General features: G+C 65.5%; 13 protein-coding genes. 5 read left to right on the top strand and 8 right to left on the bottom strand.

The window, feature by feature from the left end; all coding sequences use genetic code 11:
* Nucleotides 1–5: 5 nt before the first annotated feature.
* Both AB0H43_RS22230 and AB0H43_RS22235 read right to left on the bottom strand, forming a co-directional pair.
* The gene (locus tag AB0H43_RS22230; protein WP_360001851.1) at nt 6–785 is read right to left on the bottom strand and encodes an ABC transporter permease; all 780 of its coding nucleotides are present in this window, start codon (nt 783–785) and stop codon (nt 6–8) included.
* On the bottom strand, nt 778–1,689 hold the full coding sequence (locus tag AB0H43_RS22235; protein ID WP_360001853.1) for an ABC transporter ATP-binding protein: 912 nt from the start codon (nt 1,687–1,689) through the stop codon (nt 778–780). The genes AB0H43_RS22230 and AB0H43_RS22235 overlap by 8 nt, the downstream gene beginning before the upstream one ends.
* A 121-nt stretch (nt 1,690–1,810) precedes the next feature.
* Here AB0H43_RS22235 and AB0H43_RS22240 point away from each other — a divergent pair, with 121 nt between their 5' ends.
* On the top strand, nt 1,811–2,353 hold the full coding sequence (locus AB0H43_RS22240) for a hypothetical protein (RefSeq protein WP_360001855.1): 543 nt from the start codon (nt 1,811–1,813) through the stop codon (nt 2,351–2,353).
* The gene (locus AB0H43_RS22245; RefSeq protein WP_360001857.1) at nt 2,350–2,847 is read left to right on the top strand and encodes a hypothetical protein; all 498 of its coding nucleotides are present in this window, start codon (nt 2,350–2,352) and stop codon (nt 2,845–2,847) included. Before AB0H43_RS22240 ends, AB0H43_RS22245 begins: the two co-directional genes overlap by 4 nt.
* Nucleotides 2,848–3,226: 379 nt before the next feature.
* Here AB0H43_RS22245 and AB0H43_RS22250 read toward each other — a convergent pair whose 3' ends face one another.
* The 4 genes from AB0H43_RS22250 to AB0H43_RS22265 all read right to left on the bottom strand — a co-directional run bounded on the left by AB0H43_RS22250 (nt 3,227) and on the right by AB0H43_RS22265 (nt 7,088).
* Nucleotides 3,227–5,089, bottom strand: coding sequence for a hypothetical protein (locus AB0H43_RS22250; RefSeq protein ID WP_360001859.1), 1,863 nt, complete (start codon nt 5,087–5,089; stop codon nt 3,227–3,229).
* A gap of 118 nt (nt 5,090–5,207) precedes the next feature.
* Nucleotides 5,208–5,411, bottom strand: coding sequence for a hypothetical protein (locus tag AB0H43_RS22255; RefSeq protein ID WP_360001861.1), 204 nt, complete (start codon nt 5,409–5,411; stop codon nt 5,208–5,210).
* Between the two features lie 523 nt (nt 5,412–5,934).
* Nucleotides 5,935–6,381: a hypothetical protein gene (locus AB0H43_RS22260; RefSeq protein WP_360001863.1), complete on the bottom strand. Its 447-nt coding sequence runs from the start codon at nt 6,379–6,381 to the stop codon at nt 5,935–5,937.
* Nucleotides 6,378–7,088 carry a TetR/AcrR family transcriptional regulator gene (locus tag AB0H43_RS22265; RefSeq protein ID WP_360001865.1) on the bottom strand — a complete coding sequence of 237 codons (711 nt, stop codon included), beginning with the start codon at nt 7,086–7,088 and terminating at the stop codon, nt 6,378–6,380. The genes AB0H43_RS22260 and AB0H43_RS22265 overlap by 4 nt, the downstream gene beginning before the upstream one ends.
* Before the next feature lie 291 nt (nt 7,089–7,379).
* Here AB0H43_RS22265 and AB0H43_RS22270 point away from each other — a divergent pair, with 291 nt between their 5' ends.
* Nucleotides 7,380–8,879 (top strand): recombinase family protein, encoded by a 1,500-nt coding sequence (locus AB0H43_RS22270; protein WP_360001867.1) that lies wholly within the window; start codon nt 7,380–7,382, stop codon nt 8,877–8,879.
* A 237-nt stretch (nt 8,880–9,116) separates the two neighbouring features.
* Here the strand turns inward: AB0H43_RS22270 and AB0H43_RS22275 are convergent, their stop codons facing one another.
* On the bottom strand, nt 9,117–9,875 hold the full coding sequence (locus AB0H43_RS22275; protein WP_360001869.1) for a hypothetical protein: 759 nt from the start codon (nt 9,873–9,875) through the stop codon (nt 9,117–9,119).
* Nucleotides 9,876–9,973: 98 nt separating this feature from the next.
* Here AB0H43_RS22275 and AB0H43_RS22280 point away from each other — a divergent pair, with 98 nt between their 5' ends.
* Together AB0H43_RS22280 and AB0H43_RS22285 are read left to right on the top strand one after the other, a co-directional pair.
* Nucleotides 9,974–11,266, top strand: coding sequence for a hypothetical protein (locus AB0H43_RS22280; RefSeq protein WP_360001871.1), 1,293 nt, complete (start codon nt 9,974–9,976; stop codon nt 11,264–11,266).
* Nucleotides 11,267–11,640: 374 nt separating this feature from the next.
* Nucleotides 11,641–13,119: a serine/threonine-protein kinase gene (locus AB0H43_RS22285; RefSeq protein ID WP_360001873.1), complete on the top strand. Its 1,479-nt coding sequence runs from the start codon at nt 11,641–11,643 to the stop codon at nt 13,117–13,119.
* An 813-nt stretch (nt 13,120–13,932) separates the two neighbouring features.
* Here AB0H43_RS22285 and AB0H43_RS22290 read toward each other — a convergent pair.
* Entirely contained in the window at nt 13,933–15,108 is a 1,176-nt protein-coding gene (locus AB0H43_RS22290; protein ID WP_360001875.1) for a hypothetical protein, read from the bottom strand.
* Between the last annotated feature and the right edge of the window lie 40 nt (nt 15,109–15,148).

Consider the following 15,148-nt stretch of genomic DNA (forward strand, 5'->3'; position numbering starts at 1 on the left):
CGTCGTCATCGCGCCTGGTCGGCCGCGCGCCACCACCACAGCGTCGCGCCGATCCCGGCACACCCCACAACCCCCACCAGAGCGAAGCCGACGAACCCTACCGATGGTTTGTCCGCACCGGCCAGACCGCTGTAGATGCCCGGAACCGACCAGGGAAACAGGTGACCGTAGCCGAGCGCGGCCACGATCTGCGCACAGAAGACGATCACGAACATGACGCCGACCGCGGCCAGGTACCCGCGTCCGGCACTCGCCGCGAAGCCCAGCACGCACACCAGCAGCCAGGTCATCCCCGCCGTCACCAGCAGCCGGCCCAGCGCCAGCCACGCAGTCCCCGCCGACCAACGCGGCAATCCGAGCAACGCGCCGAAAACCAAGCCCAGGGTATACAGCTCCAGCGCCAGCACCAACGACCACACGGCACTGACCACGAACTTGGCCGCCACGATCGTGCCGCGCGGTGTCGGCAGCGCGAGCAGGTCCTTCGCGGTGTGATCGGCGAACTCACGGCCGAAGATCCAGATCTGGACCACGCCGAAGATCATCACACCGGCGACCGCGGAGATCTGCGCTAACAACGCGAAGTATCCCGGCCAATCGGCCGTTCCTCCGGCGAGTTGCGCCTTGGCGCCCAGCAGGCCCAGCTCCCGGGCCCGCTGCGGGTCGGCCAGGATGAACATGAACAGCGCGCCCACGGCCGCGACGACCGCGAACGCCACGGCGGTCACCACCGGCAGCCGCGAGCGGCGCGCTTTGCGGGCCTCTACCGCCACCGCGTCACGCATGGTCCACCTCAACGGTACGCAGAAAGTACGTCTCCAAATCCTCACGCTCGACGACGAGCCGTGTCGGCGGGCAACCCGCTGCCACCAGGGCGACCGCGACTTCGTCCGGATGCTCGACCGCCCGCTGATCCTCAGTCACCACGTCGTCTGCGTCCAGGTGGACGGCGTACCCGGCGTCGGTGAGCGTTCTGGCGACGGCGAGCGGATCCCGGGCGCCGATCGACAACCGGCGGCGTACGCGATGCGCCAACTCGCTCGCGTCGAACTCCTCCCGCAACCGTCCCGTGTGGATGATCCCGATGCGCGTGGCCAACCGGGCCACCTCGGCCAGCACGTGGCTGGACAGGAACACCGTGGTCCCAGCTGCCGCCAGGCCGAGCAGCAGCTGCCGGATCTCAACCACGCCGGCCGGATCCAGCCCGTTGGCCGGCTCGTCCAGGATCAGCAGCCGTGGCGAATGCAGCAATGCCTTGGCCAATCCGAGCCGCTGCGCGTTGCCCAATGACAACGTCCGCGCCCGCCGATCGGCGTACTCGGTCAGACCCAGCCGCTCGATCGCAGCGTCGACCACGTCACAGTCGCCGATGCGCCGCAGTCGGCGTACCGCTTCGAGATTCTCGCGGACCGTGAGCTCCGGATAAGCCGCCGGCGTCTCGACCAGATAGCCTACCTGCGACCAGATCCCGTGCGAACGATCCGAGACCGGCGTGCCGAACACGCGGACCGTGCCACCGGTCGGCCGGATCAGACCCAGCAGCATCCGGATGAGCGTGGTCTTGCCCTCGCCGTTGAGCCCGAGCAGCGCATAGATCTCGCCCGGAGCGACGGTCAGGCTGACCCGATCGACAGCGAGCACATCGCGATAGCGCTTGCTGACCTGCTCGACCGCGACCACTGAATCCACGACCGTCAGTGTAGGACGCCGCGAAAGCCTTCCACACCATCAACCACAACATCGACCGTCGGCTCGAACGAGGTGAGCTGACGGCCGTTGAGGGATGCGACGATCTTGTACGCTGCGCGGCATGCAGGACCGGCACACGCTGTGGCGCATCGACTCGGTAACCAGGCTGTTCTTCGTCGTGTGGCCGGTCCTCGCCGTCGGCGGGCTGATCCTGTTCCGCAACAACCCAGCCGCCTTGTCGATCCTGCCGCCAGGTCTCGGGCTGATCGCCGCCGTCGCGTATCTGAACGGGCCTAGCGCCCGGGTCATGATCGGTCCCGGCGAGGTCGTGATCGTCAACCCCTTCGAGCGGTTCATCGTGCCGGTCGGCAAGATCCGTGGCTGGGATCGCAACAGTGGCTGGCAACGACCTCACCTGCACGTTGACGGCCTGCCCCGGCCGTTGCCGGTATTGGCGTTCCAGCCCAACAAGACGATCATGGACGCCGACACCCACGAATTGTGGGTAACCCAGCGGATGCGGTGCATCGACCGGGCCGCCGCCGAGCAGCTTTCCGCCGACGCAAGCGCCGAGGTCGTGCGCCGGCTGCGCTGGTCGTCCATCCTCGTCGTTGTTGCCGCCCCGCTGTTGTATGCCGCGATGCTTCTGATCGGCAAGCCGTGACCGGCACGGCCAGGCGGCGACTTCACAGCTGGTGGCACAACTTCTGGACTTTCATCGCGATGCTGCTCGGCATCGTTGACGGGCTGTGCTTCAGCGCCGTACTCACCGAAGGCATAGCCAACGAGTCGTGGCGTCTGGTATCGGCCGGCGCTGGGGCGGCGGTGTCCGGGGGCGGCTTCGGGCTCCTGGCCGTCCGGGCGCTGCGCATCGGCCTTTACACCGACACCCCGGGAGTCCTGACAGCCCGCAGCCTGACCATCACCTACACCGTTGCGCTCGACGAAGTTTCGAGAATCGAGCTCTATCATGGACACAGTTCGCATGGCGGCCGGTTCTGGGCACCCGCCATCCATCTGCACGCCGCAGACGGCCGCGAACGTGTCATTCGGCTGTGGTGGCTCGCCAGCGCCGGAGAGGACACCGGCAGACGATGGACGGCGAAGGTCAACCACTTCATTCGCGATGCCCAGCAGCTCTTAGCCCACGGACCTTGACCTGCCACCACGTTCAAGACTTGACGCGTTCTCGGCGATCCGGTTTGAGCTGCACCGCTAGTCTCTGGCCATGGTGGCGGGACTGGCGTGCATGGCGATCCTCGTTCTGTGTTGCCTGCTCTAAGTCGATATGCGGGCAGCGGCGGCGCATCGGTGCGCATGCCTACGGGCGATGAGCCACCCGATGCAATGAGATCGTGACGATCCCGAAGTTGCCCGGCGTTCTCGCTTTCACGACAGCAACGCCACTAGCCCGCCAACGATGGCCAACGTCACGACTACCGCAGCGATAATCAGGGCGCGGTTGCCCCACCGGCGCCGGACCTGCCGACCAGTCTGGACCATCATCCCGTCGCCTCCTCGCTGATCTCGTTCGATCCTATCGGTCGGCCAGGACCACGACACGATCTTCGGGGGCCAGCGACAGCAGGACCGTCGGGTCGGGGTTGAGCACCACTCCGTACTCCGGTGGCCGGTGGGCTTGCCCGGAGCGACGGTAACCGATGGCAGTCTGTCCACGGCGGCTCGCGGCTTCGATCACGGTGGCGAACGTCGCCGCGGTATGCGGCAGGATGTAGTCACCGGCCAGTTTGAGATAGATGTCGGAGCCTTGCGGGTCGAACAGCTCGGCGAAGATCGCGGCCAGGTGGTGGTTTCGGGCCAGCTGCGCCAGCAGCAAGCTGATCATCTTCGTGCTGACGACGAAGTCGTCGGCCCGGGTCACCTGAGCCAAGCCGCGGTTGGCGTCGTCGCTGATCTCCCCGACGATCGCGAACGTGTGACCGTGCTGCTGTTTGAGGTCACGCAGGTGCAGCAGGGTGGTCAACGTGCGGGCGTCGGCGTCCTCGGCGCTGACCTCGTCGTCGGCCAGCACGACGACGTGCTGGAACTGGCCGGGTTCCAGCGCTTCGAGGTCCAGTCGACGGGCCGGGTTGCAACCGACCGTGGTGACCATGATGTTCGACCACTCCCCCAATGCCTGGACGCTGTCGCCGTCGAGACGGGTCGCGGCGACGGTGATCGAGCAGCCGGCGGGCAGGTATTGGTCCAGCAGCCGCAGAATCGTCGGCCCGTGGGCGTTCCAGCCAACAATCAGCGTGGCGTCGACCGGTTCGGGGGTCTCGCGTGGTTCGGCCAGCGCCTCGGCGGTGATCGGTGGTGGCATCGTCGTGCAGCGGATCGAGTCCCAGCTGATGGCCAGCACGATCAGCTCGTCGCCGTCTCGTAGGACAGTGTCTGGTGGCGGGTTGACCGCGACGATGCCGAGGGCGTCTCGTATGCCGAACACCGTAGCTGTCGCATATGCCGAAAGCACCTGGCTGTAGGTGCGCCCAATCAGGTCCGGTTCGACCCGGGTGTGGATCTCCTCACCGGTGAACCCGAGCAGGTCCGTGCACACCGCCGATAGTCCCGGATGCCGGCGCGACTGCACGATCAGCCGAGCCGTCACGTCTTCGGCGTCCACGAAGGTCGCCGCGGGCCCAGCTAACTTGGCCGCGGCAAGGTTGGTGGAGTCGGCGATCGCCGCCACGATCGGCGGCAGACCATCGGTCCAATCTCGATGATGCAATGCCAGCAGCATCTTCATCACCAGCACGTCCGGGTCGGCCGCCTCGGGAGACGGCACGATGATGACCCCGGCCGTATCCGGGCGCACGATCTCCAGATCCAGCGGTGAGGCCGGGTTGCCGGTGCGGCACACCACCCGCAGACGGCGAGCACGGCCCAGCCGCAGACGAATATGATCTTCCATGTCGGCCTTGTCCCGGTCGGCGAGCACGACCACGCAAACCTCCCGGCCACCGCTTGCCTGCTCGAGTTCGGCGAGCACCGTGAACAGATTCTCCGACCAGCCCAGGATGATCGTGTGCCCGTCCTCCACGACCAGCGACTTGCCTTTACGCAGCTGTGCAAGCCGGCCGTCGAGCCCCGAGGACAGCACACCCACCAGAGAACTGACGATGAAGATCCCTCCGACGGTGACCAGCAACATCAGAGCCAGAAACGGCGCGCTCCCCTGGTCACCACCCATCGTGCCGGGATCCAGCGTGCGCAGCAGGCTTCGCCAGAACGCATCAGAGCCACCTGCCACATCGTTGGGAGCTACCGCCATGACGACAACACTCACCGTCGACACCAGCAACAATGACGCCACAGCGAGCAGGCCGATCAAAGCCGGTGTGCCCCGCGCCATGATGTTGTCGAACCGGTAGCGCCACCGCTGCCGTGCCGTCACCCGCACCGCTACCTCCGCCGCATACCGAATTCACGAATGTGCCTTGAATCATGTCAGACCCCCGCATGTGCGCCGCGGCGGTCGATGAGGATCGACGGCAGGCCCAGCCGGGACATCCACATGATCAAGGAGCCGCGTTATCGCTGGGACATTCGACACCACCGACGAAAGCGACCTTCGGCCGCAGCGATAATTGCTGCAATCGCCCAACCCCGAGCACCGTATAACGGATAGCTATCGCATCGAAGACATCACGGGCGCACGGCGCCGAGGCCGGATCATCGGAACCAACCGTCAGATAGAAGTCCAGACTCTGATGTGGATTCACGGTGACAGCTTCGATTTCCGCCCACGCCGTGACGGTGTCGACAGTCTGGCCGGACGCCTCGGACCACGTCCACCTCGATCCGCAAAATCGGACAGAGCGACTGCGGCCACTCGTGCACGCCGCTACCGAATCCAGTCACCCGCACGGGCAAGCGGCCCCGGATTGCGCACCGGCACCACGAACCGGTACGCCGCGCCCGCAGCCATCGGAAAACGAAACTCGGCCACGCCATTGACGTCGCCCGCACGCCCGCCATCAGGTGGTGCGCCAACGGCGTCCGACTCCACCACCTACAGCCGCCCCACGACCTCGCGGCCGAGGGTGACGAAGGCCGCCAACGCCAGCGTCACCACAGCAGCAGGGGCACCATCTTGAGCCGCCGCTGGTGAGCTTTCGACACCGGTGCACCAGCGCTGCGCAGCCTCCTCCCGATCATGCGCGCAGCGTAATGGCCGCCCGCCGCGCGTGTCGTCCCTCGAGCGGCACAGACGCCCGGCTGGCGGCCCAGGCCCAGACGGTGGACCTAACCGAACAAGCCCCGCACGATCAGCATCCACAACGACCATGCCAGCAGCACGGTCATGAAAAGGATCTCGCGCCAGGCCAGGCCCGGCTTGGCCTGGACGGCGAAGGAGTTCAGCTGGTTGGGCGCCGCCGGTGGAGTCGGCGCCTTGTCAGGCGGCAGTACTTGGTTGAACCGGTGGTAGAACACCTGGATGAGCAGCATTCCCACGATCAGCCCGGCGATGAAGCTCAAGTACTGCACGCCGGAGACGAACAACACGACAACGATCGCCGCCACCATGATCAGCATGACCGTGTCATACGTGCTGATGACCTTGGAGTCCTTCTCGTAGTACGACGAGATCTGCTTGATCCGCCGCTCGTACGGGACCAGGAAGCCGACTGCGAACTTGAACAAGGCATGTACACAGAACAGCGTAAGGATGATCTTCAGAGCGAGCGTCATCGGCGCGATCCTTTCGATGAGGGCTGGAACCACGGCCGCAGCTTCGCCGGATCGACAAGCGTGATACTGCCTGGGGGTGCGGCAAGCATCCGCTCCAACGCCTGCGTGTAGGCGACGACCGCATGCTCCGCCTGGGCGAACTCGCCGACACCGGTACGCTGTGCCGCCAGCATCAGCTCGGCCAAGCGGTCGTTGAGATCTTGAATGAGCGACACCACCACCCGGCCGAACTGCTCCGGGTGGGCGGCGGTGAAGACGTGTTGTTGCACGCCCTCCTCGATGATGCGGGCCACAAGGGGTGCGATCCGCTCGGCGATGCCGGCCCGCAGTTTCTGGCGCAGTAGCGCGTTGTCGTCGGAGTACCAGGCGTTCAGCAGAGCGGCCAGCAGGTCCCGACGCTGGAGCTTCCAGCCCGCCAGAGCGGCAAAGAACCCAGCGAGTTTGTCCAACGCCGCAACCTCTTGCCGGCCGACTACGGGCTCAAGCACCACCGCAGTTCGGTCGGCCAGCCTCTCCACAACCGCCTCCAGCAGTGACTGTTTCGAGTCGAAGTAGTGGTAGAACGCGCCCTTGGATGCGCCCACCGCAGCGAGCACGTCTTGAACGCTCATCTGCTCGTAGCCCTTGGACTCCAGCAACCGTTGCGCCGCATCGAGAAACTCGTCGCGCCGCAACGCCTTCGCCGACTCGTCGACCGTGCGCGCCATGACACCTCAATAATAAACCGACCGTCGGTCTATTATTATCTACGACAAGGCAACCTGTCCAGGGCTACGGGCACCGGACAGTCATCGGCGCGGTTGACGTCGGCCCTACACGAGGCCCGAGCAAAGGCGCTGCCGACGATCATCACCGAATCAACTCCGACCTGTTCAGCCAGTCCGCTGCCCAGAAGGCACGTCGCTCGACCAAGGGACCACCATCCGTGGGATCGCGATCGACAAGACAACGCGCGACGATTAGCACAGCAGCCACTCGCCCCTCAGTGGAGGTGTGCGATGACTGGTACGGCCATCCAGGTGGAGCAGCCTGACCTGTTGGGCTGGTGGATCGGCGCGAACGGTCCGGGCCGGCGTACGCGGATACCCCGGCAGCGAACCACCGCCAGCGGACTGCTGGGGTTCGCGTTCTACGGCCGCGACTCGACCGAGGATTTCCAGGATCGGCTGTCGTCGAGCCGGTGGCAGCGAGACTTCGCCCAGGAGTTGATCGACGGACGTGGCGCGATCACGGCGGAGTTCTTCGACGTCGGCGTTTCCCGGCGCACGCCGTGGCACCTTCGCCCGCAGGCCGGTCTCCTCCTCGCAGTACTCGCGCAGCCTGATCGCGGGTTCGATGCGATCGTGGTGGGCGAGTTCGAGCGGGCGTTCTACGCCGGCCAGTACGAGCAACTAGCGCCTTTGTTCGCCGCTCACAGGGTGCAGTTGTGGTTGCCGGAGCTCGACGGGCCGGTCCAACCGGCCAATGAGCTGCACATGTCATTGTTGGCGCTGCTAGGGGTGCATTCGCGGCGTGAGGTGCAGCGGGCGCAGTTTCGCGCGAAGGCGGCCATGCGTGCGCAGGTCGAGGCCCAGGGGCGGCATCTGGGTGGGCGGCCGCCGTACGGGTACGCGTTGGTCGAGGCGGGTCCGCATCCGAACACGGCCCACGCCCGCTGGGGCCGGCAGCTGCTGCGCCTGGAACCGGATCCAGTCACGGCCCCGGTCGTACGGTGGATCTTCGACCAGCGACTGGCTGGATACAGCATCAGCTCGATCACCCGCGAGCTCAACGAACATGGTGTGCCGTGCCCATCGGCGGTCGACCCGGAGCGCAATCCACACCGCGTGGGCACCGCCTGGCGCCCGACCACCGTCGCGGCGATCTTGGCCAACCCCCGGTACACCGGCCGGCAGGTGTGGAACCGGCAGCATCACGAATACACCGACCCGGTCGCCGACGACATTCTCGGCCAGAGCCAAATCCGGCGCTGGAACGCCCTACAAGACTGTGTGGTCTCGGCCGACAGCGCCCATCCGGCGATCGTGTCGGAGGAAGAGTTCATCGCGGCGCAGGGCGTCTACGCCAAACCCGATCAGTCGCGTCCCGAGCGCGTGTATCTGCTGACCGGGCTGATCTTCTGCCAGGACTGCGGACGCAGGCTGGAGGCGCACTGGACACATGGCCGGGCCGGCTACCGGTGCCGTCACGGGCACACTGCCACCCGACAACGTGGTGATGCTGGCCCACGGACCGTCTACGCCCGGGAGGAGCAGCTGCTGCTGTTGCTCGCCGAGCAGGTGCCCGAGCTTCGCCCGCCCGCCGGGCAGGGCGACCGTGTCCGGGAGCTGATACCGGAATACCTGGCCGGCCATGAGGTCGCCGTGCGGTGCGGGTTCTACACCTGGCGACTGGAGGTCGACGGCGACCTGATCTTTGACGGCTGGCCGCCACGCCTGGCCCGGGTCGACAACGGACGTCGGCGACGTCCCCGGAAAGCACAAGACGCCGCCCGATAGGACGGCGTCGATGCATTTCGGTGGGGGTTTAACGTGTCCGAGCAGTCTACCGGCTGACCTGCAACAACTTCAAGCAATCGTCGAGAGTGGACTTAGTCGCACCGGCCCGGGTGCCGCTTCGTGGCTCTCAGGCACGTTGATGTGGCTGCGGCTTGATCACCGAGGAATCGTCAGGTTCATCCGGCCGCATTGGCCTAGCGCCTCGGGCCCGGTGCAGCCAAGGGAATGTGCAGTGGGTCAGCGTTCTGTGATGAGTTCGACGCTTATGACGTCGTGCGCGGCGACAGGTTCGGCGCGGCAGTCGTACCCGTCGACGCTAGACATTCCGATCTTCTCGCCGCGTGCCTTGGCGTACGCGTAGTTGACTGCGGAATCAACGGCGCTGGGTGACAGTTGTGTGGAACGGAACGCGACGATGCACATCGTGGCGGCAGTGTCGAAGCGGTGCTGTAGATCGAAGCCGCTGCAGCGGGCGATGTCTTCGATGATCTCCGGTGAGGCGAGGTAATCGTGTTGACCGACGATCGGATACAGCACGTGTTCGCGGACGAGCGAGGCGTACGGGCCGTGAAGGGCCGGGTTTTGTGTCTTGAGTCGATACAGCTCCGCCGAGTGGCTGGGATCGGTGGTTTGTGTTCTGGCGCGAAGTGCCGCCCATTCCGCATCGGAGACGTCCGGACAAAGGCCGAGCAGCGCTTCCCAGAGACGGTCGATCACCAACCCGAGCGGAAGGATCCCTTCCCGCAGGAATGAGTCGGAGTCCAGGGTCCGGGTGCCATGGAAGTAGACGCAGTCATCGAACGCGACCTTCGCGATGTCGATGCCAACCGTGGCGAGGACATCGCGCGGGAACGCCTCCCAGGGATCCTGGTCGGCGGGAACCGAATCGGGTTCGTGATCGCGCATCGCGTGGAGCAGCACGGCTGGAGCAACGTCGGTGGCTGATGCGAGAGACGCGAGGCAGTCGTCGAACGTTCGACAGTTGAGGGTAATCACCAGGACTTCCGTTCGGTTCGCGGTAGCGGTTTGGTCGAATCTACGCCTAAGGCTCGCGCCTCCAGGTAGGTCCATCACTCCCCGTGGTTTCGTTGGGCATGAGCATCTCGCCAATCAGCCCCATCGTGCCTTACTACGCGTTCAACCAACCTGGTGAACCCATTGAGCTCTTTGCCGGCGCAGCCACCATCCGGAACCAGCCCATCACGGCGAGAATCACCTGGGAGTGCGCGCACGAACTGGACCTCAATTGGACGATCACCCATAGCACCGACCAGTGGCCTGGCCACGGGGCGATTGAGCTGCAGGTCAACCGTCCCCACGGCAGCTATCGCGTCGCTGGTAGTCACCGCGGAGGCGATCACGGCTGGCTCGACCCGATATCGATGTCTCGTCCCGGGGCACAGCTTCGATCGGTCACCGCTCATTGGCTAAATCTGCCCGACTTGCCCGACGATCCGTGGTCGCAGGTCGCCAACGGCTGGAGAATCACCGTCGCAGCGCGCCCCGACCTTGCCAACATTCTGGAGTCCATCGATCGCGCCCACACTATTGCGCTGACTCATTCCATGAACCTCGAACGGCACGATGGTTGCCTGTTCTCCGTGGAGGACGTCGAACCGGTGCTGGCCGCTCTCCAATTCGGCCTGTCCTTTGGCGCCGGCCGGTGGGTCTCCCCCACTCTACCCGTCGGGTTCGACGCAATCGGCGAGGTGGTGTGGGAGCGGTGGTCCGAGGATTTCTGCACGCCAGGGAGCCGGTCGTTCGTCGGCGAGTGGCTTAACTTCACTCGCGAGGACGACGTGCGGCATCTTGTTGATGCGTGTGTCCGCGAGTTCGCCGACGAGTGGCAGCGGACCAAAGTATGGATCCCAGCGATGGCCACCGCCATTCAGGCGAATGCTCGCGATCTGCGTGTCGAGCAGCGCATCATGACGTTACTGCCAGGGCTTGAGATGGTTGTACACGTCATGCTTCGCCACGACCTCGGACTGGGCAGTAGCGCTTACGGGTCGCTGGGCGCGGCCGAGAAGCTCAGGCAGGCACTCGACAGCGGGACAATCCCGACATCGATAGACGCGTCGCACTATCCGCGTCTTGACGCGTACCGGCTGGACGAACTCGTGGCAACGGCGGCGAGCTCCACGCCCTTCGTCGACGGCCCCACGCTGACCACAAGGCTCCGCAACCACATCATTCACCCAACGCCGAATCCAGGTGGGACGCCAGCCCAGCAGCTCCGCGCGCGAGTTCGCTCAGCAGCCACATTCGAAGCCGCGCTGCTCTCACACGAATACCTGCTTCTATTGATCCTCAAGAGGCTCCGCTATGTGGGCCAGTACCGTCCGACTGCTCCGTCGAGACCTCTAGCGGATGTGCCATGGATTTGAGTCCTGTTGCAGATCCCCGCGAAGCGCACTCACGTACGCGGGCCCTCGGGGAACTCGCGGTGTTAGAAGCGCTAGTTCGCTGGATCTGAAACCTAGCGTCTTAGGCGATCGGGAGTATGCGGCGGCAATCCCCAAAGGACATCATCACGCCAAATCGATCGCAGTTCCGAGGCCGCCTCGCACACAACCCTCTGTCCTCCGGCGGGCAGCGCCGTGTCTGGCCCCATTTCGTCGTGTCGGTCGGGCAGAATTTCGTAGGCTGGGACGGCCGCGAGGTACCCAGTCACGACAGACGGTCGCAGGAGTCCTCAGTCAGCAGGTCGACCCTCGGCTGTGGTCGTGTGTGGTCATTCCGACGGGAGACAGGGTGGGCGATGGTCAAGCGTGTCAGCCTCGAGAACGAGTGGATCATCGGAGAACGCCTGGGGGGCGGAGGCTTCGGACAGATCTACGTAGCAACGTCCGACGACGGCCAGGACGCCGTGGCGAAGTTCGTGCCGAAGGAGCCCGGCGCTCAGCGAGAGCTTCTCTTCGCCGATCTCACCGACGTACGAAATGTCGTTCCCATTCTCGATAGCGGCGAGACGGCGGACTCGTGGGTACTCGTCATGCCGCGTGCCGAACGCTCTCTGCGTGAACACCTCGATGCCGAAGGTGGGCCAATGGCCCTAGCTGATGTGCTTCCGATCCTCACCGATCTCGCCGAAGCGTTGGTCTCAATGGAGGAGAAGGTCGTTCACCGCGACGTCAAGCCCGAGAACGTGTTGCTACTGGAAGGCAGATGGTGTCTGGCAGACTTCGGAATCTCACGGTATGCAGAGTCTGCGACCGCGCCCGATACCCGAAAGTACGCGCTCACCCCCGCTTATGCAGCACCAGAACGGTGGAAAGCGGAGCGATCCACCAGCGCGGCGGATGTGTATGCCTTCGGGGTGATCGCCTACGAGCTCTTCGCCGGCGAGCCGCCCTTCCGGGGTCCGTACCAGCACGACTTCCGCCAGCAGCACCTCCACGACGATCCCGGTCACCTCGCCGCTGCGCCGGCCCTGTTCGCCGCTCTTGTGGAAGAGTGCCTATACAAGTCCCCAGGCTCCCGGCCATCGCCGAGTAACCTCCTCGCTCGCCTCTCGAAGCTGGAGCGGCCCGCCCCGACTGGCGGGCTCGCGAAGCTCAACGAGGCCAACCGAACGCAGGTGAAGCGGCGATCCGACCTGGACCGCCAGAAGGCGGCATCGCGATCCGAAGACGAACGGCGCGAAGATCTCGCCCAGGACGCAGTCAAGGCTCTCCTGCGGATCTCCGAGACCCTTCGCACCGAGATCACCGAGGCCGCCGGTACCGCATCCGTACAACTTGGAAAGAACGGCGGGTGGAGTATTCGCCTGGGCTCGGCCCAGATTGAGTTCGATCCGTGGTCGGTCACCAGCCGCGCACCGTGGGGGTCGTGGACGCCGCCAGCGTTCGAGGTCATCGCTCACTCGGCGCTGGGTATCCGGATCCCACCAAACCGTTCCGAGTACGAGGGTCGCGTGCACTCGCTCTGGTTCTGCGACGCGCAACAGGCCGGCCGCTATCAATGGTTCGAGACCGCGTTCATGGTCTCGCCCATGATCCCGCGCCGGCGGCGACAGAACCCCTTCGGATTTGACCCGTGCGAGGAAGCGGCCAAGGCGCTGTGGACCGGCATCGCCGAATGGCAGGTAGCGTGGCCGTTCACTCCCTTGGCGGTAGGCGATCTCGACGACTTCGTCAGCCGGTGGGCGGGCTGGTTCGCCGACGCGGCAAACGGGAGCATGGGACACCCTGGCCGGATGCCAGAGGGATCCCCCCCGGGCACCTGGCGGCGAAGTTAGCTCCTGTCGAAGCGACCGGCCATGCGGGCCCCGACACGCCTCGCCAGTCGCACCCGGAAGCGTTCGGTCGAGATTGAGCACGCGGACCCGGCTACCCTGTCATCGCCGACAACTTCGTTGCGATGCAGCACATCTCGGCGATGACGTACATAAAGCTTGCCGGGTCGGAAGGGCCGCTGTCCACGTAGCTGCGGCAGCGCATAGCCGAAGTGCCAATCAGCACTCGGCGATAGTTCGGGAAGCCGTTGACCTCGATTCCTCATGGGACCCCAGAGACATCATGGTCTTCGTCAGCCAACTCGCCACATCCTGGGCCGCCGCCCAACCGTCCTCGCACCAGCCGACAGTGAGGACGCCGTCCTCACCGCACGCCGCGCCGCAATCGTCGCCGCCGTCGAACGACTCGTTCCCGCCGCCACAAACCCCGCAGCCACGGACACTCAATGACGACCGCCGGCGTCCCAGGGCTATCTTGGCGCGGCCCGGCCCGTTCGCTGGCGTTCTGCTTGCGCACCGACCGGGATGTCCCGTCCACGGGCCCGCAGGCCCGAGACGATGACTGCGAAGGCTTGGCGTGGCGGGCGGAAGTTGATCTACAGCGCCGCCATGTCTGGGGTGCGAGGTACGCGGCAAGCAGGGCTTGTAGGACAGCGGGTCGAGCTGCCGCGTTGGTCAGGGGGTCATCGCGACGAGCCGGCTGGCCTACCAGCCGGAGACGGTGGTCGCGCAGTCGAACAGCTCGGCGATGCCGCCCAAGAGACGAAGCGTGATGTGCCTGGCGGGTTCTGCGGTCGGCGGCACAGCGTCGAATGGCTAAGGCCGCGGCGTACGCCGGGCTGTTGGTGAGGTGGTTTCGCTCGAGGGTTGGCGTGGGTCCGGCAGGTGTCCGGCACGCATGAGCGCCCGGCCCGCTGACATCCAGCTATGGATCGCGGCCGGCGTGACCGGTATCGAGTCCTCGCCTCGGCGGCGCACGATCGAGATGAACGCTCCTTCGACCTTGCCCGCAGCGATGGCTCCGTGCACGAGGAAGGGCTTAAGTTCCTCCGGCTGTGCGGGTATCCGCAACAAGATCAGACATCCGGCCTCGGGGAGCGGCACGGCGGCGATCTCGACGCCGACCACCGGCGGGAAGATCTTGCGGTCGACGATCGACCTGTACCGGGCCACCAGGCGCTGAGGACTGGGGTCGTTGACCGGCGTCACCTTCTCGATGACATCGTGCATGCCGCGGTGCCGCGTCCGGAAGCCCAGACAGAGCAGTCCGCCGTGCTCGGCGTTGGCGAAGCGAGCCACGTCCTGGGCGAGTTCGATCTGGTCGGCTTCAACCGCAGGATCGTAGGCGCGGCTCTTGGCTTCCAGCGTCGCTGATTCGGGCTGGCCCACCAGTGCGGTGGCGTGTCCACCCACGAGCAAGTCCCACCACGTGGCCGGATAGGTGGTGCCGTCGACGAGGGCTTGAACGAGGCGGTCGAGTTGTTCGGCCAACGCATACGCGTCGCCGACCGTCCGGCCGCGAGCCTCCGAGCGCACGGCGAGGGTGAGCAGGATCGAGCCGGGGACACCTTCCTGTTCCATGCCGACCAGGCTGAGCCGGTTGCCAACCAAGAACACTGCCAGGCGCGTGGCCAGGAAATCCTCGTCGGCTTCGATTGTGGTCGGAACGGAAATGTGGAGGCGGAGCTCTCCGGCGGCGATCAAGCCGAAGCTGTAGGCTGACCGGGGCGAATAGCCGTCGTCGAACTGATCGACCGCGCTTTCGGTCAGGTACAGCTCCTCCACGACGTGTTCATCGGCCCAGGTCACGTCAAACTGCGCCGCTGCAGCGGCCAGGCACCGGCGCAGTGATGCCAGGCTCAGGTCCCTCACGGTGTCAAGCGGGGCGAAGAACACCGCGGAGCCGTCCCGGTCGACGAAGCAGCCGTTCGACAGCTTGATCCGATCCTGCGAGAGCAGCTGCGGCTGGTAGCGCGCGGTAATCAACGGCACAGGCCTGATGCTGGCACAGTCTCGGCATCAATTCACGCAG

This window comes from Hamadaea sp. NPDC050747 (assembly GCF_040654195.1).
Lineage (GTDB): Bacteria > Actinomycetota > Actinomycetes > Mycobacteriales > Micromonosporaceae > Hamadaea.